Source organism: Cellulophaga sp. F20128 (genome assembly GCF_023015805.1).
Lineage (GTDB): Bacteria > Bacteroidota > Bacteroidia > Flavobacteriales > Flavobacteriaceae > Cellulophaga.
Genome location: NZ_JALKBA010000010.1, coordinates 105525 through 129788, shown reverse-complemented (window position 1 = coordinate 129788; position 24264 = coordinate 105525). Strand labels below are relative to the sequence as shown.

20 protein-coding genes are annotated in these 24264 nt (G+C 37.1%); 9 read left to right on the top strand and 11 right to left on the bottom strand.

The window, feature by feature from the left end; all coding sequences use genetic code 11:
* The 6 genes from MWU65_RS11410 to MWU65_RS11385 form a co-directional block, all read left to right on the top strand.
* A partial coding sequence (locus tag MWU65_RS11410; RefSeq protein WP_247078058.1) for an Ig-like domain-containing protein occupies positions 1–3191 on the top strand: 3191 nt, incomplete at its 5' end.
* A gap of 36 nt (positions 3192–3227) precedes the next feature.
* The gene (locus tag MWU65_RS11405) at positions 3228–4169 is read left to right on the top strand and encodes a type IX secretion system membrane protein PorP/SprF (RefSeq protein WP_247078056.1); all 942 of its coding nucleotides are present in this window, start codon (positions 3228–3230) and stop codon (positions 4167–4169) included.
* Between the two features lie 10 nt (positions 4170–4179).
* Positions 4180–6123, top strand: a complete 1944-nt coding sequence (locus MWU65_RS11400; RefSeq protein WP_247078054.1) for an OmpA family protein — start codon at positions 4180–4182, stop codon at positions 6121–6123.
* Positions 6124–6247: 124 nt separating this feature from the next.
* The gene (locus MWU65_RS11395; protein ID WP_247078052.1) at positions 6248–7276 is read left to right on the top strand and encodes a COX15/CtaA family protein; all 1029 of its coding nucleotides are present in this window, start codon (positions 6248–6250) and stop codon (positions 7274–7276) included.
* Positions 7277–7543: 267 nt separating this feature from the next.
* Positions 7544–8044, top strand: a complete 501-nt coding sequence (locus tag MWU65_RS11390; RefSeq protein ID WP_247078050.1) for a plasmid pRiA4b ORF-3 family protein — start codon at positions 7544–7546, stop codon at positions 8042–8044.
* Positions 8045–8091: 47 nt separating this feature from the next.
* Positions 8092–9150 carry a nucleoid-associated protein gene (locus MWU65_RS11385; RefSeq protein ID WP_247078048.1) on the top strand — a complete coding sequence of 353 codons (1059 nt, stop codon included), beginning with the start codon at positions 8092–8094 and terminating at the stop codon, positions 9148–9150.
* A 270-nt stretch (positions 9151–9420) separates the two neighbouring features.
* On the opposite strand, the gene MWU65_RS11380 is transcribed toward MWU65_RS11385, so the two are convergent.
* From MWU65_RS11380 to msrB, 11 genes are all read right to left on the bottom strand, one after another.
* On the bottom strand, positions 9421–10503 hold the full coding sequence (locus MWU65_RS11380) for a hypothetical protein (protein WP_247078046.1): 1083 nt from the start codon (positions 10501–10503) through the stop codon (positions 9421–9423).
* Positions 10504–10796: 293 nt separating this feature from the next.
* Positions 10797–11738 carry an L-histidine N(alpha)-methyltransferase gene (locus MWU65_RS11375; protein ID WP_247078044.1) on the bottom strand — a complete coding sequence of 314 codons (942 nt, stop codon included), beginning with the start codon at positions 11736–11738 and terminating at the stop codon, positions 10797–10799.
* A 2-nt stretch (positions 11739–11740) separates the two neighbouring features.
* Complete coding sequence (gene egtB, locus MWU65_RS11370; protein WP_247078042.1) at positions 11741–12892, bottom strand: ergothioneine biosynthesis protein EgtB; 1152 nt, start codon at positions 12890–12892, stop codon at positions 11741–11743.
* A 4-nt stretch (positions 12893–12896) separates the two neighbouring features.
* Complete coding sequence (locus MWU65_RS11365; protein WP_247078041.1) at positions 12897–14117, bottom strand: bifunctional alpha/beta hydrolase/OsmC family protein; 1221 nt, start codon at positions 14115–14117, stop codon at positions 12897–12899.
* Positions 14102–14638, bottom strand: a complete 537-nt coding sequence (locus tag MWU65_RS11360; protein ID WP_247078040.1) for a peptide-methionine (S)-S-oxide reductase — start codon at positions 14636–14638, stop codon at positions 14102–14104. Before MWU65_RS11360 ends, MWU65_RS11365 begins: the two co-directional genes overlap by 16 nt.
* Positions 14639–14665: 27 nt before the next feature.
* Positions 14666–14947, bottom strand: a complete 282-nt coding sequence (locus MWU65_RS11355) for a DUF427 domain-containing protein (RefSeq protein WP_247078039.1) — start codon at positions 14945–14947, stop codon at positions 14666–14668.
* Positions 14948–15061: 114 nt separating this feature from the next.
* Positions 15062–16024 (bottom strand): aldo/keto reductase, encoded by a 963-nt coding sequence (locus MWU65_RS11350; RefSeq protein WP_247078038.1) that lies wholly within the window; start codon positions 16022–16024, stop codon positions 15062–15064.
* Between the two features lie 32 nt (positions 16025–16056).
* A complete protein-coding gene (gene msrA / locus MWU65_RS11345; RefSeq protein WP_247078037.1) occupies positions 16057–16563 on the bottom strand; it encodes a peptide-methionine (S)-S-oxide reductase MsrA in 507 nt (168 codons plus the stop codon).
* A 161-nt stretch (positions 16564–16724) separates the two neighbouring features.
* Complete coding sequence (locus MWU65_RS11340; protein WP_247078070.1) at positions 16725–18296, bottom strand: protein adenylyltransferase SelO; 1572 nt, start codon at positions 18294–18296, stop codon at positions 16725–16727.
* Positions 18297–18415: 119 nt separating this feature from the next.
* A complete protein-coding gene (locus MWU65_RS11335; RefSeq protein ID WP_247078036.1) occupies positions 18416–18757 on the bottom strand; it encodes a GNAT family N-acetyltransferase in 342 nt (113 codons plus the stop codon).
* Between the two features lie 75 nt (positions 18758–18832).
* A complete protein-coding gene (msrB, locus tag MWU65_RS11330) occupies positions 18833–19291 on the bottom strand; it encodes a peptide-methionine (R)-S-oxide reductase MsrB (protein WP_247078068.1) in 459 nt (152 codons plus the stop codon).
* Positions 19292–19632: 341 nt separating this feature from the next.
* On the opposite strand from msrB, the gene MWU65_RS11325 reads away from it, so the two are divergent.
* The 3 genes from MWU65_RS11325 to MWU65_RS11315 are packed head-to-tail and all read left to right on the top strand — an operon-like array spanning position 19633 to position 24177.
* Positions 19633–20535, top strand: a complete 903-nt coding sequence (locus MWU65_RS11325) for an ABC transporter ATP-binding protein (RefSeq protein WP_247078034.1) — start codon at positions 19633–19635, stop codon at positions 20533–20535.
* Positions 20536–20562: 27 nt separating this feature from the next.
* Positions 20563–21396, top strand: coding sequence for an ABC transporter permease subunit (locus MWU65_RS11320; protein ID WP_247078031.1), 834 nt, complete (start codon positions 20563–20565; stop codon positions 21394–21396).
* Positions 21397–21426: 30 nt separating this feature from the next.
* Positions 21427–24177, top strand: coding sequence for a T9SS type B sorting domain-containing protein (locus tag MWU65_RS11315; protein ID WP_247078030.1), 2751 nt, complete (start codon positions 21427–21429; stop codon positions 24175–24177).
* Positions 24178–24264: the final 87 nt, after the last annotated feature.

Sequence of the window (24264 nt, the reverse complement as noted above, 5' to 3'; positions counted from 1 at the left end):
TCTTTACTGGAACAGCAGAACCAAATGCTTCCGTAGAAGTATTTATTGATGGTGTTAGTATTGGATTTACAACTGCAAATGGATCTGGAAACTGGACTTTTGACCATTCCGGAATTACGCTGGGTGATAGCAGTTATATGATTGCATCACAGGCAACAGATGCCGCTGGTAATATGAGTCTACTTTCTTCTAATTTCCCAATCACCGTAGATACTACAGCACCCGCTGAACCGACGGTCGAAACGCAAATTACAAACGATACAACACCTGTACTTAATGGTACAACAGAGATTGGGACTACCTTAACTGTAGTAGTTGCAGGTGCTACCTATTCAACGATATCAGATGCTTCAGGAAGCTGGACTATTGATACTGAAACTGCAACACCTGATAGTGGTGTTTTTAATCCAGACATAAATGGTGTCAATGAAGTAGTAGTAACGAGCATGGATGCATCAGGGAATAGTTCTGTTGATTCAACTTCCTTAGAATTAACCATCGATACAATTTCACCCCTTGCACCTACGGTAGCGATTCTAATTACCAATGACATTACGCCTATACTAAGTGGGACTGCCGAAATAGGCAGCACAGTAACTGTAGTAGTAGCCGATGCTACCTATACGACTATTGCTGATAGTTCTGGTAACTGGACCATTGATACCGAAACTGCAACACCTGATAGTGGTGTTTTTAATCCAGACATAAATGGTGCAAATGAGGTAATGGTCACTAGTTCAGATGCTGCTGGCAATAGTACAGATGATAACACAACCTTAGAATTAACAATCGATGCAACACCACCAGCGGTGCCAACAGTAGTAAGTCAAATTACAAACGATACAACTCCTATTCTTAGCGGTACCGCAGAGATTGGAAGTACAGTAACGGTAGTAGTAGCCGATGCTACCTATACGACTATTGCTGATGGTTCTGGCAATTGGACTATTGATACCGAAACAGCAACCCCTGATAGTGGTATTTTTAATCCGGACATAAATGGTGCCAATGAAGTGTTGGTAACCAGTTCTGATACTGCAGGGCATAGTACAGATGACGAAACAACCTTAGAGTTGACCATCGATACCACTGTACCCACGGTACCCACTGTAGAAAGTCAAATTACAAATGATACTACACCAGTGCTTAACGGAACGGCCGAAATAGGATCAACAATAACTGTTGTGGTAGCCGGTGCTACTTATACGACAACCACAGATGCTTTAGGAAGCTGGACTGTTGATACCGAAATAGCCAAACCAGCTGATGGAGTCTTTGAACCAAATGTAAATGGAACCAACGAGGTAATTGTTACAAGTACAGATGCTGCTGGTAATACTACCGTAGATGCTACAACCTTAGAATTGACCATCGATACAACGGCACCCGCAGTACCTACTGTAGAAAGTCAGATTACAAATGATATTACACCAGTGCTTAACGGAACGGCTGAGATTGGAAGTACAGTAACGGTAGAGGTAGCCGATGCTACCTATACGACTACGCCAGATGCTTCTGGCAACTGGACCATTGATACCGAAACTGTAACCCCTGATAGTGGAGCATTTGCTCCAAATGTAAATGGAACCAATGAGGTAATTGTGACAAGTACAGATGCTGCTTCTAATACTACCGTAGATGCAACAACCTTAGAATTAACCATCGATACAACGGCACCCGAGGTGCCAACAGTAGAAAGTCAGATTACAAATGACACTACGCCTGTACTTAGCGGTACCGCAGAGATTGGAAGTACAGTTACGGTAGAAGTAGCCGATGCGACCTATACGACTATTGCTGATGGTTCTGGCAACTGGACTATTGATACCGAAACAGCAACCCCTGATAGTGGTGTTTTTAATCCAGACATAAATGGAACCAATGAGGTAGTTGTTACAAGTACAGATGCTGCTGCAAATAGTACGGTAGATGTAACAACCTTAGAATTAACCATCAATACCACGGTACCTAGTAGCCCTATTGTTACTAGCATTAGTGAGGATTCTGGAACAGATAATTTTGATGGGATCACAAATGACAATACTTTAACTTTTAGCGGAACTGCCGTACCAAACACTACTGTAGAAGTGTTTATAGACGGAGTAAGTATCGGAAATCTTACTGCCGATGCTTCAGGAAACTGGAACTTTGACCATACCGGAACAACACTTGCCGATGGCAATTACGACATTACCGTACAAGCAACCGATACAGCGGGTAATACTAGTGAGCTATCCAGTGTATTCCCTATTGTTGTGGATACTACTTCCCCGACGGTAGATAATACGCCAGCCACAGTTACCACACCTGTATTAACTGGAGAAGGAAGGCCAAATGAAGCTATGCTTATCGAAATTGATACCAATGGCGACAATATTCCTGACCTTAGCTACACGGTTGTTACCGATAGCAACGGAAGCTGGAGCTTGGATACCAGTTCTGCAACACCCGATACTGGAACTTTCCCTGAATTAGGTGACGGAGATGTTTTAACGATTACAGCGACCGATTCAGCTGGGAATATTGGAACAGGAAGTGTTACAATTATATTGGATAATGATGGGGACGGTCTATCCAATAATGATGAACTAAGTTTAGGTACAGATCCTAACAACCCAGATACCGATAGTGATACCATTTTAGATGGTCAGGAAGTTGATGATAATACTAACCCACTAGACGATTGTGAATCTAACGGTGGTACGCCTCTTGACAGCAGTGATTGTGATGATGATGGGTTAACCAATTCGGAAGAAGCTACCTTAGGTACGGATCCATTTAACCCTGATTCTGATGGTGATTTAATCATAGATGGGAAAGAAGTTTCTGATCAAACAGATCCGTTAGATCCGTGTAGCAATATTGGAGGTACCCCTCCGGCAGGAGCTGCATGTGATATCTCTATTTACAATGACCTTGTTGGTCCTGGCATAGATGATGGTTACTTTAGAATTATCAATATTGAACAATTTAAGGACAATACGGTACAGATTTACAACAGATGGGGGGTTATCGTTTTTGAAACAAAAGGATACGATCTTGGTTCTAATGTCTTTAGAGGTATTTCTAATGGTAGAGCTGTAGTTAAGAAAAATGAAACCTTACCTGCAGGGGTTTATTACTACATTATTAAATACAACAATAACGGACAAAATAAATCGAAAGCAGGGTATTTGTACCTAAACAGATAAATAATACAAAACCATTAAACGCATAAATTACAGATTATGAAAAAAATAGTAGTTGGCATTGCATGCATCTTACTCTATGTACAAAATAGTACTGCTCAACAAGATGCGCAATACACTCAATATATGTACAATACAATTGCCATAAACCCAGCTTATGCAGGTTCTAGGGGTGTCTTAAGTATTGCCGCTTTACACAGATCACAGTGGATAGGACTCGATGGAGCCCCTACTACACAAACCCTAAACCTCAATACTCCTATTGCCAGAAGAATTGGATTGGGTCTGTCTGTAGTACATGATGAAATTGGTAATGGCACCAATCAAGATACCTACATAGATGCTGCATTTTCTTATACAATACCTACTGGGGAGCTAGGAAAATTATCCTTTGGACTAAAAGCAGGGGGACATTTTCTAAACATTGACTTTTCTAAATTAGCAAACTACCGACAAGAATCTACCCCCTCTGGGTATAATGATATCGAAAAAAAGTTCTCTCCTAATTTTGGAGCTGGGGCCTATTACCATACCGATACATTCTATGCAGGACTTTCAGTACCTAATTTCTTAGAAACTGAACATTTTGATAATTCTGGAGGCGTTAATAGTTCTTTTGTCGCAGTAGAACGCATGAACTGGTATCTAATTACAGGTTATGTTTTTGAAATTAATCACGATTTAAAGTTTAAACCTGCCGCCCTTATTAAAGCGGTTAAAGGTGCTCCCTTACAAGCAGATTTATCTGCTAACTTTTTACTAAGAGACAAGTTTAGCTTTGGTGCTGCTTACAGATGGGATGCTGCAGTTAGTGCTCTTTTTGGTTTTCAAATTAGCGACCAATTAATGCTAGGGCTAGCCTACGACAAAGAAACTACGGACCTTGGAAATACATCTTTTAATGATGGATCTTTTGAAGTATTTTTAAGATATGAGCTTAGATCTAGATACAAAAAAGTAATAACACCAAGATTCTTTTAAAGAAGAAAAAATGAAATTTAAACATATAACACTAGTCTTTTTGTTCTGTTTTGCAATTGCAAATGCACAAACCAAAAAAGAAAAAAGAGCAGATGATAAGTTTAAGAGTTACCAATACGCTGAGGCTATAGATGTCTACGAGCGGTTGATAGATTTAGGATACAACTCGGAAACAATTTACAGAAAACTAGCCAACTCCAATTACCTTAATGCAAGGTATAAAAATGCAGCTTCTTGGTATGAAAAACTAGTGAATCTAGAAGGTGCTACGGTAGACCCTGAAGAAATTTACAAATACGCTTTAACTCTAAAATCAATAGGAAATTACGATGAATCTGATGCTTGGATGCGTAAGTTTGATGCTAAAAAACAAGACGACACTAGAGCTTCTTTGTTTGAAAACAATACCGATTACCTGCAAACAATTGAAAAAAATTCTGGCAGATACAATCTTAAAAATCTTGAAATAAACTCTAAAGCATCTGAGTTTTCACCAGCCTATTACAACAATAAATTGGTCTTTTCCTCGGCCAGAGATACCGGTACGGTACGTAATGCTATTCACCAGTGGAACAATCAACCGTTTTTAAACCTGTACGCCGCCACTATAGATGAAAACAGCAATCCAATTAATCCAAATAAATTAGATCGTAAACTCAATAAAAAAACACACGAATCTTCTGCTATTTTCACCAAAGATGGAAATACTATGTATTTCACTAGAAACAATTCTGAAAACGGACGTTTTTCCCGTGGCACAGACGGTGTAAGTAGATTAAAATTATACAGAGCCATAAAAATTGATGATCTATGGAAAAAAATTACAGAATTACCTTTTAATGGGGACGACTATTCTGTTGCCCACCCTGCCCTATCACCCGATGAAACTAAATTGTATTTTGCTTCTGATATGCCTGGAACAAGAGGTATGTCTGATCTATATAGGGTTGATATTATTGCCGATGGGTCTTTTGGATTACCTATTAATTTAGGGAACAAAATTAATACAGAAGCTAGAGAAACATTCCCGTTTGTCTCAAAAAATAACATCCTATACTTTGCCTCTGATGGACATCCTGGACTTGGTGGATTGGATATTTTTGCAACTCAAATCACTGATAATTTTAACGATTCATATATCGTAAATATTGGAAAACCCGTGAATAGCAAAAAAGACGACTTTTCACTAATTTTTAATGAAGACACTCAAAAAGGGTTCTTTGCCTCTAACAGAGATGGCGGCAAAGGATTTGATGATATATACAGCTTTACCCAAACCAAAGAGTTAAACCTAAACTGTGGTAACACCATTATTGGTACTGTTATAGATAGTACAACAGGAGCCAACATTCCAAATGCAAGCGTACAACTTAAAGACCTTCAAAATTCTTTAACAATTGAAACTATTTCAGATGACAATGGCAACTTTACATTAGAAGATATCTGTTATGAAGAAGACTATATTGTAGTTGCTCATAAATTAGACTATAATTCAGGAAAAACTTCCTTTACTATTCTCCCTAAAAAACAAGACCAAACTCTCGTTGTAAATCTTACACCCATCAAAAAGGCAGCTCCTATTGGCACAGATTTAACCCAATACTTAAACCTTGATCCTATTTATTTTGATTTGGATAAGTCCACGATTAGAATTGATGGTCAAATTACAATGCAACAAGTATTTGCTTACCTCAAGGAATATCCTGCAGTGGTTATTGAAGTGCGCTCACATACTGATGCTAGAGCGACTACTGCATACAACCAGGCATTATCTGACAGAAGAGCCAATGAAACCGTGAAATACCTCTTAGATAACGGAATTAATCCTGAGAGAGTTTCTGGAAAAGGATTTGGAGCAAGTCAGCTTACTAACAATTGTACTTCCGCTAACACATGTTCCGAAGAGGAACATCAAAAAAATAGAAGATCCGCCTTTATGGTCATAAAAAATTAATGGAATTTAAGCTATTGTAAAAAGGCTACCAAAAACGGTAGCCTTTTCTATTTTATTCCCATTAATATTATCTCAATTAACAAAAGAAATGTAATTTTGCATTCGTATTTCACACTTCTTCAAAATGCAAAAAAAATTTATAAAAACTGCCAAAATATCCCTAATTCTTGTTTATCTGGTAATCATTGCGGGAGCTGTTGTTAGAATGACTGGTAGTGGAATGGGATGCCCAGACTGGCCCAAATGCTTTGGTCAATACATACCGCCAACAGCTATTACTGAGCTACAATGGCAACCTTTCTCAGGGGTTAAAAAAGGAGAAATAATTATTGTTGATAAGACTTTGCAGGTTGCACGTAAAGATTTTACCACAACTGCACAATTTAACACCGCCAATTGGGAGACCTACACAAAACACAATTATGCTCACTTTAATCCAACCCACACTTGGATAGAATATATAAATAGGCTTTTTGGGGCTTTGGCAGGCTTAGCTACATTTGTTCTGGCTATACTTTCCATTAAATTTTGGAAAAAAAATAAAAAAGTAACCCTATTGTCATGGGCCATAGTCTTTGCTATGGGCTTTCAAGGTTGGTTAGGAGCAACCGTTGTTTACTCACTATTAAACCCTGTAAAGATTACAATACATATGGTTATGGCCTTAGCCATTGTAGCCATGTTACTGTATCTTTTATATAGCGTTAAGGAAGTAACAACGCAATTGCAAACCGATAAAATAACAAAACAACTCCTCCTACTTGCCTTAGCAGTTACAGTCATCCAAATTGTTTTAGGAACGCAGGTAAGGCAATTGGTTGATACACAAGTAGATTTAGTTGGTGAAACTGCGAAAAACCTGTGGTTAGAAAATGGATCCCTTACTTTTTACATCCATAGATCCTTTTCAATCTTGGTAGTTTTATTGAACGGTTCTATTTTCTACAGAATGCTTCAATTAAAATTAGCCCTTTCTAAAATAAAATGGGTATTGATTTTACTAGCATTGGAGGTAATTTCAGGGATTGAAATGAATTATTTTGACTTCCCTTTTGGTAGTCAAACCCTTCATTTGGTGCTAGCATCACTATTATTTGGCGTACAGTTTTATTTGGTCATTGAACATTTTAAAAAGACAGAAAACATTCAGTAAAATTTAGGCACTATGGTATTGGCGGATGCGTAACTTGTACCTCCCAGTATAACCCAAACAGCTCTTGGAATATTACTTTAAGCCGTGTTACTAATAGCAAGTTATTCTGTTTTGAATTTCCCGAAAGTTCCGCTGTAATTTATCCGATCTACATCAGTTAAAAGACTTTATGCCGTTGTTGCATTTTTTAACTTATTTGTAATCGTTAATACTGTGAGAAAGGATTAAAACTTTGTAACTTTGCCCACTTGCAATATTTGAAAAGAAATGATTTATAAAATTAGAATCATCTTAGATGCCAAAGATGACGTATTTAGAGATGTTGAGATAGAAGCTCAAAACACCTTAGAAGATTTTCACAACACCATCACCCAAGCTTTTGGTTTTTTAGGTAGTGAAATGGCTTCCTTTTACACCTGTGATGAAGAGTGGAACCAAGACCAAGAAATTGCTCTTTTTGATATGAGTGAAAATGGGATTTCCGATGTTCGGTTGATGAACGAAGTGTTGTTGGAAGATATTTTAACTGAGAATACACCAAAGCTTATTTATGTGTACGACTTTTTAAGTATGTGGACATTTTTTGTTGAATTAGCAGACATAGAAGATAATGATGAAGGTAAGGCCTACCCCAACATCCTTTTTAGTTTTGGGGAATTACCTGATAGTCCACCTGAAAAAAACTTTGAAGCCGATGATTCTGAGGAAGAGTTGGACGATTCTTTTGAAAGTTATGACGATTTAGATTTTGATGAAAATTGGAACTAAATAAAAATTATATTTACGCACCTTATTAAAACATACACTTCTTCTATATGATTAATTTATACTCTACTCAAATTGAAAGCATTTCTATACACCGTATCGGTAATAAAAATAAAGGCGAAGGTGCATTTTTATCGAACCAACCATATGCTTTAAATGATGAAACTACGGGATTATTAAAAGAGTATTTTTTTAAACCTTTTCGGGAAAAAGAAGAGAATTATTTTAAATTTTCTAATGAAGTAGACGTTGAGTTTAACGAATTATACCAAATAGCTATGGCTATTTTTGAAGCCCCAGAAAGCTGTCATGCAAATTCAAAAAAAATAGCGACTCATTTGTTTGAACAGTCCAATCACCCACATATAAAAAGTGGAGAGTTATATGTTACGTACTTAACAGATCTATTATTAGACAATAAGAAAACCGATGCTATAGGTATCTTTAAAAGTGAGTTAAAACATGATTTTCTTCAATTAAATGAAAATGGAGAAAATATGGACATTAACATTCTGCAAGGTATTAATGTAAACAAGCTGGATAAAGGCTGTTTAATTTTCAATTCCAATAAGGAAGAAGGATATAAAGTGTTGTCTGTAGATAGCAACCGATACGACACAAAATACTGGCTGGAAAATTTTCTAGGGGTAGATGCCTTAGCTGATGAAACTTTTTACACTAAAAATTACTTGAAATTTTGTCAAAATTTTGCTAAGGATGTAGTTCTCCCTGCTGAAGACAAACAGCAAGAAGTACTATTTATGAATAAAGCTGTAAATCATTTTGCGAAAAATGATGCCTTTGAAGAGTCTGTCTTTCTTAACGAAGTAATGGACAATCCTGAGCTAATACCAGAATTTAAAAATTACAAGGTAGAAAAAGGACCCAAGTATAGTGTTGAAGATGTATCTAACTTTAATATCGCTAATAAAGCGGTTTCCGATGCTCGTAAAAAGATAAAAAATGTTATCAATTTAGACACGAACATTCAAATAAAAATGGATTTTATTAATCCTGAATCTGCTCAAAAATTTGTGGAAAAAGGATGGGACGAAGAACGACAAATGTATTATTATCTTGTCTATTTTAACAAGGAAGAGAAAAGCTAAATTTGGTTGATAGTTGATAGTTGATAGTTGATAGTTGATAGTTGATAGTTGATAGTTGATAGTTGATAGTTGAAAAAACTAAACTTGGAGTCCAAAGCATCAAATAAACAAAAAAACATTCACAAAAAATTAGACACTGAAAGTCTTTCAGCTTCATCCTTAAAACTATAGACTTGGCAATTTTTATTTAGTGGTTTTTACTTGGCAATTGGTACATGTTATTTTTATTTCGTTCTTACCACTTAAAATCAATACCTTACCAGGTTCTGCTTACAATTTAATCTTATTTTCTATAATTTGTTTCATACTAATGTTTTCATAATTTCTTTTTACAAAATCTAAGGCCAAATCTAAAACTCTTCCCATCGTTTTACATTTTTTAAATTGCATATCAAGAGTAAGGTCATAGATATGTTCACGAAGCATTTTTATATTTTCTGGGGTAGAAATCGTATCTTTTTTACAAATATTTCTCAATTTTTTTATTCTATTCCCAGAACTAAGAATTCTTTTGGCAACAATAGATCGCTCCTCTAATTTGTATTGATCTACAGAACTAACCAGTAATTTACTCCTCACTAATTCTACCATCTGATAGTTTTCTTTAAAAAATTGAGGGCGGTACACTTTAAGCTTTCCTTCAAAACATTGCTGATCAAAATCTATGGCACGTATCCGATAAACCACATGATCAAAATCATGCACCGGTACAATTACATAGTTATAGGAACGCATATCACCCAACAAGCGAATCATACAACGTTCATTAAACTTTACAAATTCCTTAGCCAATTGTGATTTTTCACGCTCAGAACAATTGGGTAACATCTCTTTAATAAAAACATCTCCGGGTATACCTGCTATATGTTCTTCAATTAGGGTATCCTTATACACTAAGAAATTGAGATTGTAAGGCGATAACATATGCTCTAGCTCTAAACCGTAAATTCTAGAGGCATCTGTTTTTTTAATATAGAAATACGTAAAGTTATCATTTAGGATATTCCTTACTTTTATTCGAAAAGGTTTAGAATTTCCAAAAGTACAGAAATCAACCGCATCTATATTTAAATATTGATTGATGTAATCACTACCATCGGAATGCAGTAAGGAATACACTTTTTTTAAGCTTACATCAATCTCTTCCCTTTCATATTCAGAATAATACACACGTACCCATAAGGTATCTACTTCCTTTGAATCATACACCACAACTGATCCTGAAAACCGGAGTAAATCATCATAAAAAATAGGTATTTCTGTCTTTCTATTGTAATGTTTTAAATAGGCATCTAAGTGCACACTTACTGGGTAAGCAGGCTTCTTTTTAGACATTAATTTTTCTTCCTCCATTTAGCTTAAATAAAAAGTAATTTATTCTTTAAAAACTAGTGTTTACTGCCTCCCTTTTAACCACATACACCATTTGCTAATTTACACGAACTTCCTTAACAAATAGACGATAAAATAGTTACATCCTAAAAAAACACTAGAACACCTATGATTTTAGACATTTAAAATAGCTTCCTAATCCCCTTTATAGGCATAGGTTCTTAGTTTTGCACATTCAACTACGATCTCTTCATCATTTTTGGCATGCTTCGTATATTCTTCATACACTTACCTATGTTTATTTTATGGACACCTTATTTAATTAATAGGGTATCTGTAAAATGGTGTTTGCAATCTAAAAAATGCTTTTCAACTTTAAAGCCACTATTTTCTGCCAAGTTTTCTATTTCCTCTAAAGCATATTTTTTAGAAAGTTCGGTCCAAATAAGCTCATTATAATCAAAATTAAAGCTTTTACCTATCTTTTTTAAATGAACGGTCTGTTTACGCAAACTAATCAAATAACTCCTAACTTCACCAGTAATAGGATTGTAATGACAATAAAAATCAAAATCGTCTACTTTAAAATCACCTTCCAATTCACGATTAATACGTAGAAGTAGATTGATATTAAAACGTTTGGTAATGCCATGACGGTCATCATAGGCATATTGAATTGTTCTAGGGTTCTTCATCAAATCGACACCCATTAAGAGTTTGTCATTTTTTTTCATTCCCGCACCAAAATGCTGCAATAACCCAATGGCATCCAAATTACCATAATTGCCAATATTACTACCTAAAAACAGGAGTAAACTTGGAATATCTGTATTTATATTCTCTGTATTTAAAATCTCAAAATAGTCTCCTACCCGAGGATGAATGGACAGGTTTGGAAGCTTTTGATGCAACTTTTCTAGCAAGCTATCCATTGCACCTTGTGAGATATCTATAGGCACATAATGAAAATCAATTTTAGCATGTACGAGATATTCTAACAATTTAAAGGTCTTAAACCCGTCGCCAGCTCCTAATTCTATAATATTAAATGGCTCCTTAAACTGAACAGCCTCAATAATTTGTTTGCCTTGAAGCGAAAGTATTTCAAATTCACTATCTGTTAAATAGTATTCCGGCATATTCATAATCTCCTGAAAGATTTTACTCCCAGCAGCATCGTAAAAATACTTTGATGATAACCGTTTTTTAGCTGTAGAAAGTCCTTCTACAATATCCTTGGCGAATTGTTGATCCATATTTATTTTACTAGTCTAATTCCTGAAAACATCCATCGCAAACTGGGATGAAAAAAATTTCTATAGGTGTTTCTACTGTGATTATGTGGTGTTGCAACAGAAGCACCGCGCAATACTTGCTGACTTACCATAAACTTTCCGTTGTATTCGCCCAAGGCCCCAGGGGCCTTTTTAAAATTAGGATAGGGTTGGTACGCGCTTGATGTCCATTCCCACAATTGTCCCCAATCTAGGTTTTTAGATGCTATTTCCCACTCAAATTCTGTAGGCAAACGCATTCCTTTCCATTCTGCATAAGCAAAGGCCTCATAATAACTAAGGTGCATAACGGGCAATTCTAGATCTACAGCCTGCAAGCCATTATAGTTGTAATAGTGCCATTGGTCATCTATGGTATACCAATACATAGGGCTCTCAATATTTTTTTGCTTGATAAAGTCCCAACCTTCAGCATGCCATAGGTTAAAATTAGAATAGCCGCCATCCTCTATAAATGCGATATATTCTGCATTGGTTACCAATGCATTTGAAATTTGGAAAGCATTTAGATACACTTTATGTACCCCCAATTCATTATCAAAACAAAAATTGGTGTCCTTATGACCAATTTCATAAACCCCCTCAGCAATGGTATTAAAACCTTGGTTATGGGTTTCTTTTGTAAGATGTGCTGCTGTGGCAAACGAAGGAAATGTAGGTTGATGGCCTAAAATATATTTTATATCATACGCCAACAACTCTTGATGTTGCTGCTCATGATTAATACCAATTTCCAATAATTCAAGGACTTCTAAAGAAGCGTTTACCTCCAACAAACCCAAAATTTGTTCCGTAACATAGGCCCTATACTCAAGCACTTTTTGTACTGTAGGTCTTGTCATTAACCCCCTATTAGGACGTAATACACGTTTTCCTGCATTGTTGTAGTAACTATTAAAGAGATAGGCATAATCATCATTAAAAACCGTGTAACCTCCTTTGTATTCCTGAAGTATAAAGGCTTCAAAAAACCAAGTACTGTGTGCCAAATGCCATTTGGGTGGCGAAACATCTGGAATGGGCTGCACCGAATAATCTTCAATTTCTAAGGGACTACACAATTGTTCCGTTTGCAACCTCACTTCTTTAAACCGCTGGTAAATTTGTGTTTTCAAAGTTTTATGAGTTTAAAATTTCAGTGTCAAAAATCACTTTTCCTGCCACTGTTTTATGTACAGGACACCTTGAAGCAATTTCTTTTAAACGTGTTTTTTGTGCCTCGTCAAGATTCCCGACAAATTTTAATTTTTTTGAAATATGATCAAGGTACCCTGGTTTCTCTACATCCAGTTGGAGTTCATCACTATGCTTCCGAGCGTGCGAAATGTAAACAAAGACTTCTTGTAAGTCCCATTTTTTACGTTCTGCATACATTTTCAAGGTCATTACTGTACAACTCGCTATTGCCGCGTTAAGGTATTCATAAGGCGATGGTCCAAAATCATCTCCTCCAATACTATTGGGTTCGTCTGCAATAAAACTATGTTTTTTAGTTTGAATTTGCGTGGTAAAGTTATTTTCTATGATATCTAAGTGGGCTACCAATTGTTCGCCTTCTGGTTGTAACATTTCGTTATCCTGTACCGGAAAATAGCGTTGTGCCCAAGTACCAATCATTGTCCCAGCATATACACTATCTTGAGTATTGCTCAGTAAATGATCAGCCTGATCAAGACTGACAAAACTTTTGGGGTGATGTGCGCCCGTATACAATTTATGTGCATTTTCAATCCCAACAACTTGGTCAAACGGAGCATGCATAATTAATAGAGGTTTCCGTAAATTCTTAGTTATTTCAGGTAAATCTGTTTTACTAAAATTGGCCACAAATTCCTGATTTATAGTGAATGGACGGCCTCCGATATGTACCTCAACTTCACCTTTGTCTTGTACTTCCTCAACACTATGGGAAAACAAATGCGTTACGTGATCCGACGTTGCTGGCGCCCCAATAGTAGCAACAGCCTTTATATTGTCTAGCTTTGAAGCAGCAACAATAGCTGCTGCACCTCCTAGGGAATGACCTATTATAAGTCCCGGGGCTTTATAATGCTCCTCCAAGTACTTACTCACATCTAATAAATCGCTAATATTCGCTGAAAAATGACTTTCTGAAAAGTCACCCTCACTTCTTCCTAATCCTGTAAAATCGAACCGTAATACTCCAAAACCGTGTTTGGTCAACGCCCTACTAATGTTTTTTACCGCATTTAAGGTACTATTGCATGTAAAACAATGTGCAAATATGGCAAATTGTAATGGCTTTTGATTGGCAGGCACTTCCAAATGTGCGTGTAGCGCAATCCCTTTTCTGTTTTTTATTTTCAGTTTTGTTTGCATTGCTCCGTCTCAATTAAATGTTTTGTTTCTTCTTTTTTAGTGAAGTTAGAAAATTTTTGTAGGATATGGATAAGTTTTGGGTCGATATACTTTTCGCAGAATGGTTTTTGCGGATCTTTTTTATAGTAATTTTGTAGGGCTTCTTGTGATGCCTGAAAGCTTTTAAATGGTAAAACTTGAATAATTAATTGCTCATGAATTGTTACTTGTAAGCTTGTTAACGCTTGATTTATAGGAACAACATCTTCCCCTCTAAAATAATAGATTGCAGAACGGTATTTTTTACGCATACTATGGCTAGCCGTACTTTTATGGGTATGTACATGCACTGCAATTAAAATATCTAGTGAAATTTCAGTGGCGTCATAGGTAACAATAACCGCCTCCGAAAACGCACATGCATCTCCTTCTGAAGCGATCCATCCTTGTTCTACCGTGTGAACACCTTTCAATATTTGAAAAACTGCTTCGGTACACCAATGGCAACCACCTCCAAATCCTATTTTTTTTACGTTTTTCAATTATAAGGTATGCTTATTCATTATCTATTAGTCTATGATAGTTACCCCACGCCAAAAAGCAAGGTGATCTTTTATTCCTTTTGCTAGGGCCGATGGTTCTTGGTAATACCAAGCTGCATCCTCATTGGTTTTCCCATCCACATCCAAAGTGTAATAAGATGCCTGTCCTTTCCATGGACAATGGGTGTGCATATCACTAGATTTAAAATATTCTTTCTTTATACTTTCTATTGGAAAATAATGATTTCCTTCTATCACCACTGTGGCATCACTTTCTGCTAAAATTTGATTGTTCCAAATTGCCTTCATAATAAACTGTTTTAGTGTATTTGTATCTCTATTTCAATATCAATAACTACTGCATAGCGCTTATGGCCTTGTAAACGCCATCCTATGGGATAAAGTAGTGGTTTTATATGGATTCTAATTCCAAGCCAATGCTTTGCGCTCTTTCCAGTAGGCTTCGGAACTTTTTCCAAATGCATTTAATTTTTCCAATTCTGGTATCGTTAAGCTAAAGGTATGCGCTTCAAGATTAGCCAAAAGATGTCCTTTGTTTGTAGCTCCACTTAAAATAGTAGCCCCTACAAAGCTATCCATACAATAGCGCAGGGCAATGGCATCTACACCTACGGAATACTGTGCCGCCAACACCTTTAAAAAACCATAAAGGCCTTCGTATTTTGAATACCTTGTATTTGGCAGTAAACGGCCGTTTGCCAATGCTTCTTTGATGATCAATGAGCCTTGTAAGGCTTGTAAAGCTTCTTTACACTGCAATACACTTTGATCTAAAATATTAAAAGTACATTGAAAAGATTGAAACAATTGTTCGCCAGCTACAGTGATGTCCAATGCTTTTTGAAGCACCTCAACTTGATTTGCTCCAGTGGTTGTTAAACCAATGATAAGTCCGTTTTCTTTTTTTAACTGGTGCAAACGATTTAAAACGGCTTCATTCTCTAAAACCCCCGTATCTAAGGTAGCTGAATGTATTTGATACACTTTTAGATAAGGCATTAGCTTTTTGGAATATGCCCATTGTTCATTGAGCTTCTGTAACGAATGCTCTTTTATTTCGTGTACAGTTGCTTTAGGATCAAAATTTGCTACATAGGTATATCCCCATTTTGTAGACACGCTTATGGAAGGGTCTTTTTTATGAGCCAACCAAGTTACCATCAATTCTTCTGCCAGGCCGTAACCTGGAGAAGTATCAAAACAACGGATGCCGTTGTTGTATGCATCTTCTAAGGTTTGCATACCGTTGGCTTTAAATTCTGCTAATGAAAATGGTTTTTCTGCTTCCTTATTTTGTTTCAAGTTTATATACAGCGGTCTACCAATAGCGGCAGTACCAAATCCTATATTACTGTTGTTGTTCATAGGTTCAAAATATGGGTTCCTCTTCTGCCTTTTTAAGAAGCTTTTTCTTTTAAAAAGGTGCCAAATCTTTCAAAATGACAGGTGTAGCCATTTGGTATTCTAAGCAAATAATCTTGATGTTCCGGTTCTGCAGCCCAAAAGTGTGTGTATGGTTCTAAAGTAGTTACTATTTTACCTTCCCACCTATTGGAGTCGTCTACGATTTTGATAACTTCTTCGGCAATTGCTTTTTCTTCTTCATTCTGAAAAAATATGGCCGACCTATAACTAGAACCCAAGTCGTTCCCTTGTTGGTCCATGGTTGTTGGATTGTGAATTCTAAAAAAATAATCTAGAATTTCTCTAAAATTAGTTGCTCTAGGGTCATAGGTTAATTCTATCCCCTCTGCATGTCCGGGATGGTTTTTATAGGTTGGTTCGTCGTTTTCTCCCCCAAGGTAACCTACTTCGGTATCTTTAATTCCTGGACGCACCCGAAAGAGGTCTTCCATACCCCAAAAACATCCTCCTGCGATATATACTTTTTTAATATTATTCATTTTGTTCGGTATTAAAATATTGGTAATTGGTCTTGCTTATAACTACAAACTTACAGATTAGTAGTATAAAATGTAGCTCATTTTTTTTCTAAGTCACTATTCCGTAACATCACCAAGCCCAGCCTAATTTATGTTGCCGTACTACGTGTTTTAAAAATGAATTAGGAACTACAGGATAACATGGAACAACCTACCTTATTCCTTGCCCATTCCGGGCGTTTTACAAACCACTTTTCGTTTTTTGGCTGTTCTTCATAGGGTTTTTTAAGGAGTTGGTACAATTCATCAATTAATTCGTAATCCCCTTTATCAGCATCCTCTATTGCCAATTGGGCCATGTAATTACGCAATACATATTTTGGGTTAAGGAGATTCATTTTAAGCTTACGTTCATCGTCTGTTTGTACTTCTTTTAGTAAGGCTTCTGAATAGTCTATAAACCAAAGATTCCAATCTGACTTCAGTTCATCTGTAATTTCTAAAGGGGCATAAAAAGCAGTACCAACTACTTTAAACCAGTCTACGGGCTTATCTTTTGGTAGGTTGGCTAAATTTCTAAAAAAAATAGTCATATCTGTTTCCGACTCTTGTAACAAGCGTTCTAATTCTGTGACAATTCTAGCATGGTTTTCGTGCTCGTTTTCCAATCCTAATTTACCCCGCATCATGGTTAAATAGGCCACCTCAACCGTATCACTATAGTTATGCAATACTGCTTCAAGGGGTGCCGCTTCTTCTACGAGTGGATATAAAGCATTTGCCAACTTTACTAAATTCCACAATACAATTTTGGGTTGGGTCCCGTAGCGATACCTACTGTGTGCACGGTCTGTTGTATTCGGTGTCCAATTATGATCGTATCCTTCTAACCAACCATAGGGCCCGTAATCAATGGTCAACCCTAAAATTGACATGTTATCTGTATTCATAACGCCATGTACAAAGCCTACTCGTTGCCAATGCATCACCATTTCTAAACTTTGATCTGCTACTTCTTTTAAAAATTGAATATAAGTTTCTTTAGAAGGGGCGCCCAAATGAGAAAAATGATGTTTTATGGTATAATCTACCAAAGTTTTTAGCGTTTTCTTGTCGTCTCTTGCTGCAACTATTTCAAAATTACCAAAACGAATAAAAGAGGGGGCCGTTCTGCATACAATGGCGCCTTTTTCATATTCTGGATGCCCATCATACAACACATCTCTTAAAACCTGATCTCCACTTAACGCCAAGGATAGTGCCCGTGTGGTAGGGACACCTAAATGATACATGGCTTCGCTGCACAGGTATTCCCGGATTGAAGAACGCAGCACTGCCAATCCGTCTGCCGTTCTAGAATAGGGGGTTTCCCCAGCACCTTTAAGCTGAAGTGCCCAATTTTTAGTAGTGTGTGTTACTTCGCAGAGGTTAATGGCGCGCCCGTCTCCCAATTGCCCCGCCCAATTCCCAAATTGATGTCCGCCGTAACACATGGCATACGGCTTGGTATTTGGCAACAGTTGGTTTCCGGTAAATACGTTTAAAAAATCGGCACTTGCCCCGTCTTCTGCTGTTAACCCCAATGTTTTTAACATCTCAGAAGACACATGTAACAATTCAGGTTTCTCTGTTTTTTTGGGGGTAACAAAAGAGAAGCAAGCTTCTGTTACTTGCCTCCTACTATTTTCTAGAATAGGATCTGCTGGTAATTCTTTATTAAAATAATCTTGTATGTTTAGTTTTAAATCCAAAATTTATCGTTCTTATGTATGTAAGGCTTGTATTTACGTTTCCTACCCATTAAAAATTGTAATCCGCGCTTTTTTTAATCGTAATGAATTGGCAATACCGATTCAATTTATAAAATCTGCTATTATTCGATTTTATTTTTCCAATAATCGCTTCTGTTTTTCACAGCCTTTATATAACTACAAACGGCAACGGCGGTATACCCTTCTTCTGTTAGTTTTTCAAAGGTTTTTTCTACCAATATTTTTCCGATACCTTGTCCTCTTAAGGCATTGGGCACTTCAGAATAATTTAGGTACATTTTACCATCCCTAAGTGTATAGGTTACTTTTGCCATTTCACCCTTTACATCCATGGTAAAACGTTTATTTTCTTTGTCGTGTAGTATCTCCAATTTTGTCTGTATTAATTTCGTTAATATATCTCTATTTACCGAATTTGGCGGTCTTTCTTTTGTTGCACTCATTGCTCATGAAGGGAAGCCTCGTAAAGCCTACTTAAAAAGGTGCGCAACAGCTATTGTTACCGTTTCTAGCTTCATTTAATCCTCGCTTTCTTCTTCCTGAAGAACCATAGCCGCAGAGTTAACGCAATAGCGTAACCCACTTGGTTCTGGACCATCAGGAAACACATGCCCTTGGTGAGCGTCACAGGTATTACATTGCACCTCTACCCGTACCATTCCAAACGAACTGTCCTTGATATATTTAATGGCATTTTCTTTGATGGGTTGTGAAAAACTTGGCCACCCCGTTCCCGAACTAAACTTAATAGTAGAATCGAATAAAGGCGTACCACAACACACACAATTGTATTTTCCAGCATCATATTTTGTACAAAGGGCACCTGAATGAGCGGCTTCTGTACCCGCGTTACGTGTAACTCTAAATTGTTCTTGCGTTAACAAGCTGCGCCATTCTTCTTCCGTTTTTTCTACCCGTTTATCGGGTGCAAGATTGCCTTTATTCGCAAATTTTATTACGTCTTTCCAAGTCAACATATCTTTTATCATTTTTAGTTATTCCTTTCCTACAAATTTACACTATAAGTCGGCTTTATATGGTATTCCTTAAAATTCCCTAGAGCTCGATATTACTACTTAATTTAGTGCAAAATGTGTGCCTATTATCATAAAATAGGATAAACTATTGTATTCTCAAAAAAAAGCGATTTATTTAACGGTATTTGGCTTTTTAGACCAAGGTTATTACACCTACACTTCCATTTTATGGTGCTTGAATAAAACAAGGTGGTTCTTATTTGATACTATTCTTCATTTTTTTGTAACAAAAACTATAGGCAGTCGTCTTATGACCATAACAATCTTAAAACCGCCAACTCTTGGAAACTATTCTCACCGTAAAAAATCTCACCAAAAAATTTGGTTATTTAACAGCAGTAAAAGACCTCTCTTTTACAATTGAAAAAGGCAATGTTTACGGAATTTTAGGTCCCAATGGCAGTGGTAAATCTACTACTTTGGGTATTGTTTTAAATGTAGTAAACAAAACTCAAGGTGAATTTAGCTGGTTTGATGGAAACGTAAATACCCACCAAGCCTTAAAAAAGGTAGGGGCTATTATTGAACGCCCCAATTTTTACCCCTATATGACCGCCGTTCAAAACCTTAAATTGGTTTGTAAGATTAAGGAAGTGGGTACTGAAAAAATAGAAGAAAAATTAGAATTGGTTGGACTCCTAGACCGAAAAAACAGCAAGTTTAAAACCTATTCCCTTGGCATGAAGCAACGGTTAGCCATTGCCTCTGCCCTATTGAACGATCCTGAAATTTTGATCCTGGATGAACCCACAAATGGATTAGACCCTCAAGGGATTCATCAGATACGAGAAATTATAAAGAAAATTGCATCCCAAGGCACTACAATTTTATTGGCATCTCACCTTTTGGATGAAGTTGAGAAGGTGTGCACCCATGTTGTAATTTTACGCAAAGGAGAAAAGCTCTATTCGGGTCGTGTTGGAGATATGCTGGCCAGTCATGGCTTTTTTGAATTAAAGACGGACGATCTATCACTTCTTAAGAAGTTTTTAGAAGACAATCCTGATTTTGATTCTTTTAAAGAAGAAAACGGACTAGTCACTGGTTTTCCAAATAAAGAAATAAGTGCAAAAGATTTAAACAAAGTGCTCTTTAGCACTGGTATTATTTTATCGCATTTGGTGAAACGAAAAGAAAGCTTGGAAGAACAATTCCTTGAACTCACCAAGAACCAATCTAACTAAATATACCCACCAAAAAAACTAAAAATTATGTTGCGCTTATTACAGATAGAATTTATTAAATTATGGAACAATAGAGCTAGTAAAGTTCTTGTGTTATCCTATTTTATATTAATGATACTCATTGCCGGGATTTCTATGATCAAGGTAGATTTTGGCCCTCTTAAATTCCATATCGCAGATATTGGGATTTTTAACTTCCCATATATCTGGCATTTTAACACCTTTGTGGCTGCTTTTCTAAAGTTGTTTTTAGCCATTGTTATTGTCTCTATGATTGCCAATGAATACAGCAATAAGACTATAAAACAAAATTTAATAGACGGCCTTTCAAAAAAGGAATTTATTCTGTCTAAGTTTTTAACCATTGCCGTATTTGCACTGGTCTCTACGGTTTTTATTTTTGCAATTTCTTTAGTTTTGGGATTACTTTATTCGGATTATACGGAAGTAGCTATCATCTTCTCTGACCTGGAGTATCTGGCTGCCTATTTTGTAAAGCTTTTAGGGTTTTTCTCGTTCTGCTTTTTTGTTGGTATGTTGGTAAAGCGATCTGCTTTTGCCTTAGGCTTTTTATTTATCTGGTTTATTGGCGCAGAAATAATTCCGTATATCTATTTAAGCTCTAATTATTCCAAAGAATTTGCAGATTCTGTTTCGCGGTTTTTTCCGTTTGGTTCTATGTGGAGTACCATTCCTGAACCGGCAAGTAGGCTAAGTGTTATTAAAACTGCTGCACAACAGGTAGGAGAAGATATATCTGGGGACTACAGCATTCATGGATCACAACTATTGATTGTCTTATGTTGGACAGCTGTTTTTATCTATTTATCCTATGCTTTACTGAAAAAACGAGATTTATAACTATATTGAAGCGTTTTAGAGAACGCGAATATGAAGTTATATATGAGGCTCCTTGTTTTGTCCATTCTATTGCCTCTCTTTTCTTTTAGCCAGAGTGAAGCATCAAACTGGTATTTTGGAGAAGGTGCGGGTCTTAGCTTTAATGGCAATGGCAGTGTTACTGCTGTTACAGACGGAAAACTAAACACCAAAGAAGGTTGCGCTACCATTTCGGATAGCGACGGCAATTTATTGTTTTATACGGATGGTATTACGGTTTATACCAGCACCCATGATATCATGCAAAACGGCACAGGATTGTACGGTGATCCTTCCAGTTCGCAATCGGCTCTTATAGTACCCAATCAAAAAGACACCCATATTTTCTATATTTTCACCGTAGATACTTCACTAGGCGGCACGGATAAAGACTATGGACTAAACTACTCCACTGTAGACCTATCGCTCAATGCAGGCGCCGGTGCTATTACCCAAAAAAATAAAAACTTACTCGCTAATTGCTCTGAAAAGATAACAGCTGTTCTTAAGGATTGCTTTGAAAAATCTGTTTGGGTAATTGCCTATGGCTCTGAAAGTGGTAACACTGAAATTTTTGATACGTTTTTTGCTTTTGAAGTAAATGACACAGGCGTTGTGATGACACCTGTAATAAACACTTTTGATAGCATCGCAATCTCTGATAATAGAGGGTATTTAAAACTTTCTGCAGATGGCACAAAAATGGCAGCTGCAAATGTAAAAGATGGTCTTTACCTGTATGACTTTGACGCTAGTACAGGGGTCCTCGCCAATCAACAACATATTGCCATACGGGCTAGCAATAAAGATCCTTATGGAGTAGAATTTTCTCCCAACAACGAATTACTCTATGTGGTAGCCTATAATGCGGTGCAAGGGCTTGATACGGAATCATCAAACCTGCTTCAGTTTAATCTTAAAGCAGGAGACATTTCTGCTTCACAGGTTGTATTAGACGAACGCAATATTTATAGAGGGGCACTGCAATTGGCTGAAAATGGTAAAATTTACCGGTCCTTAGCCGTATCTTACGACGAAGGTTCGCGCTATTTGGGCGTTATTAACAATCCCAACCAACTAGGAACAGCGGCCGGTTACCAACACAATGCCATTTATTTGAACGGAAAGCATGCCACACAAGGATTGCCTCCTTTTATTCAATCTTTCTTTGCTAAAACGGGCTTGGTAAAAAATTCGGATGGTACTACCAGCACAAGTTTAACGGTTTGTGAGGCCAGCCCTTTTATTTTAGAAGCCACAAATATACCAGGAGCAACCTACAACTGGACGCACAATGGAAATCCTATTGCTAACCCAAATGGTTCTGTTTTCAGCGTTACCCAAGCAGCATTAACTGATGAGGGGAAATACACCCTAGAAATTATTCCTGCGGATCCATCTGAATGTTCCATTTTTGGAGAAGCACAACTCAGTATAAACGCTATGCCTGTTATAAACAACCCCACATTAACGCAATGCGATTTGGACACCGATAGCGCCACCGCTTCCACAGACGGGTATACGGCCTTTAATTTGGAACAGGCCAGTTTTGATATTGCCAATGGAGTGGCCGGGAATAAGGTAGCTTTTTATGCGTCGGAAGCGGATAGGGATGCAGACAAACCTATTGCTAATCCTATAGGGTTTATCAATACTACGGCCACCAACCAAACTCTTTATACCCGTGTTACCAATACCCTTGGTTGTAGTTCTTACGGAAGCCTTAATCTAATAGTAAACCCTACCACAGCCAGTATAAGCCTCCCAACAAATCTGCCTTACTACGCTTGTGATAGCGACCCTAATGATGGAAAAGAAACTGGGTATTTTGACTTGGATGCTATAATTGCTAGCAATTTTTTAGGGTTCGACGTTAGCTTGTACACCTCTAAAGAAGATGCGTCTTTAGAAATAAACGCCGTTTCTGGTGCAAATTACAGTTCTGAAACCGCAACAATATATGTACGTTTGGAAGCTTTTAATCAATGCCAAGGCGTAGAAGAGATTAGCCTCAACGTACAACCTATACCCAAGGTTATTATTGAGGATGAATATTATTTTTGTACCGATAACCCCGTTTTAGAACTCACGGCAGAGAATGGGTTTGACAGTTATGAATGGTACAAAACAGAGGCCAATGGCCAAGAGGTATTGGTTGCCTCTACTAGCACTATTACCCTTACAGAAATAGGAGATTATCGATTGGAATTAGGATACAGCTACCGCGGAGGGCTGCAAATATGTACCAACAGCAAAAATTTTAAGGTTACTCCGTCTAATATTGCAATCATTACCAATGTAGAAGTTAAGGATATCCGGAAAAATAACGTGATCACAGTACTTGTCTCTGGAGATGGCGATTATGAATATGCTATAAATGATAGTATTGGACCTTACCAAGACAGCAATGTTTTTAGCGGTCTTCCGGTTGGCTTTTTAGATGTGTATGTACGCGATAAAAAGGGATGTGGAGTAACATCGCCTTATAAAATATCTATTATAGGGTATCCAAAAATGTTTACCCCCAATGGGGATACAGCCAATGAGACTTGGCAAATTAGCGGTTTAAACGAACAGTTTCAGCCCAATAGTTCTATTTTTATTTTTGACAGATACGGTGTTTTAATCTCCAAAATTACACCCACTTCTGCCGGATGGGATGGCACACATAATGGCAAACCTGTTCCGGAATCTGATTACTGGTTTCGGGCAAAATTAGAAGATGGCAGGGATTTTAACGGTCATTTTTCTCTAAAACGATAGGATTGCGCTAGGGATTGTAGCGGCACCCCGTATTTGCCTACTGGCAAAACGGAGTACAGCGTAAAGCCCGCCCGAGCGCCCAAAATA

Bases quoted from the DNA above. Each gene is read 5' to 3' on its own strand.
- MWU65_RS11405 (WP_247078056.1), top strand. From the start codon at position 3,228: ATGAAAAAAATAGTAGTTGGCATTGCATGCATCTTACTCTATGTACAA.
- MWU65_RS11400 (WP_247078054.1), top strand. From the start codon at position 4,180: ATGAAATTTAAACATATAACACTAGTCTTTTTGTTCTGTTTTGCAATT.
- MWU65_RS11395 (WP_247078052.1), top strand. From the start codon at position 6,248: ATGCAAAAAAAATTTATAAAAACTGCCAAAATATCCCTAATTCTTGTT.
- MWU65_RS11390 (WP_247078050.1), top strand. From the start codon at position 7,544: ATGATTTATAAAATTAGAATCATCTTAGATGCCAAAGATGACGTATTT.
- MWU65_RS11385 (WP_247078048.1), top strand. From the start codon at position 8,092: ATGATTAATTTATACTCTACTCAAATTGAAAGCATTTCTATACACCGT.
- MWU65_RS11380 (WP_247078046.1), bottom strand. From the start codon at position 10,503: ATGGAGGAAGAAAAATTAATGTCTAAAAAGAAGCCTGCTTACCCAGTA.
- MWU65_RS11375 (WP_247078044.1), bottom strand. From the start codon at position 11,738: ATGGATCAACAATTCGCCAAGGATATTGTAGAAGGACTTTCTACAGCT.
- MWU65_RS11365 (WP_247078041.1), bottom strand. From the start codon at position 14,117: ATGCAAACAAAACTGAAAATAAAAAACAGAAAAGGGATTGCGCTACAC.
- MWU65_RS11355 (WP_247078039.1), bottom strand. From the start codon at position 14,947: ATGAAGGCAATTTGGAACAATCAAATTTTAGCAGAAAGTGATGCCACA.
- MWU65_RS11350 (WP_247078038.1), bottom strand. From the start codon at position 16,024: ATGAACAACAACAGTAATATAGGATTTGGTACTGCCGCTATTGGTAGA.
- msrA (WP_247078037.1), bottom strand. From the start codon at position 16,563: ATGAATAATATTAAAAAAGTATATATCGCAGGAGGATGTTTTTGGGGT.
- MWU65_RS11335 (WP_247078036.1), bottom strand. From the start codon at position 18,757: ATGAGTGCAACAAAAGAAAGACCGCCAAATTCGGTAAATAGAGATATA.
- msrB (WP_247078068.1), bottom strand. From the start codon at position 19,291: ATGTTGACTTGGAAAGACGTAATAAAATTTGCGAATAAAGGCAATCTT.
- MWU65_RS11320 (WP_247078031.1), top strand. From the start codon at position 20,563: ATGTTGCGCTTATTACAGATAGAATTTATTAAATTATGGAACAATAGA.
- MWU65_RS11315 (WP_247078030.1), top strand. From the start codon at position 21,427: ATGAAGTTATATATGAGGCTCCTTGTTTTGTCCATTCTATTGCCTCTC.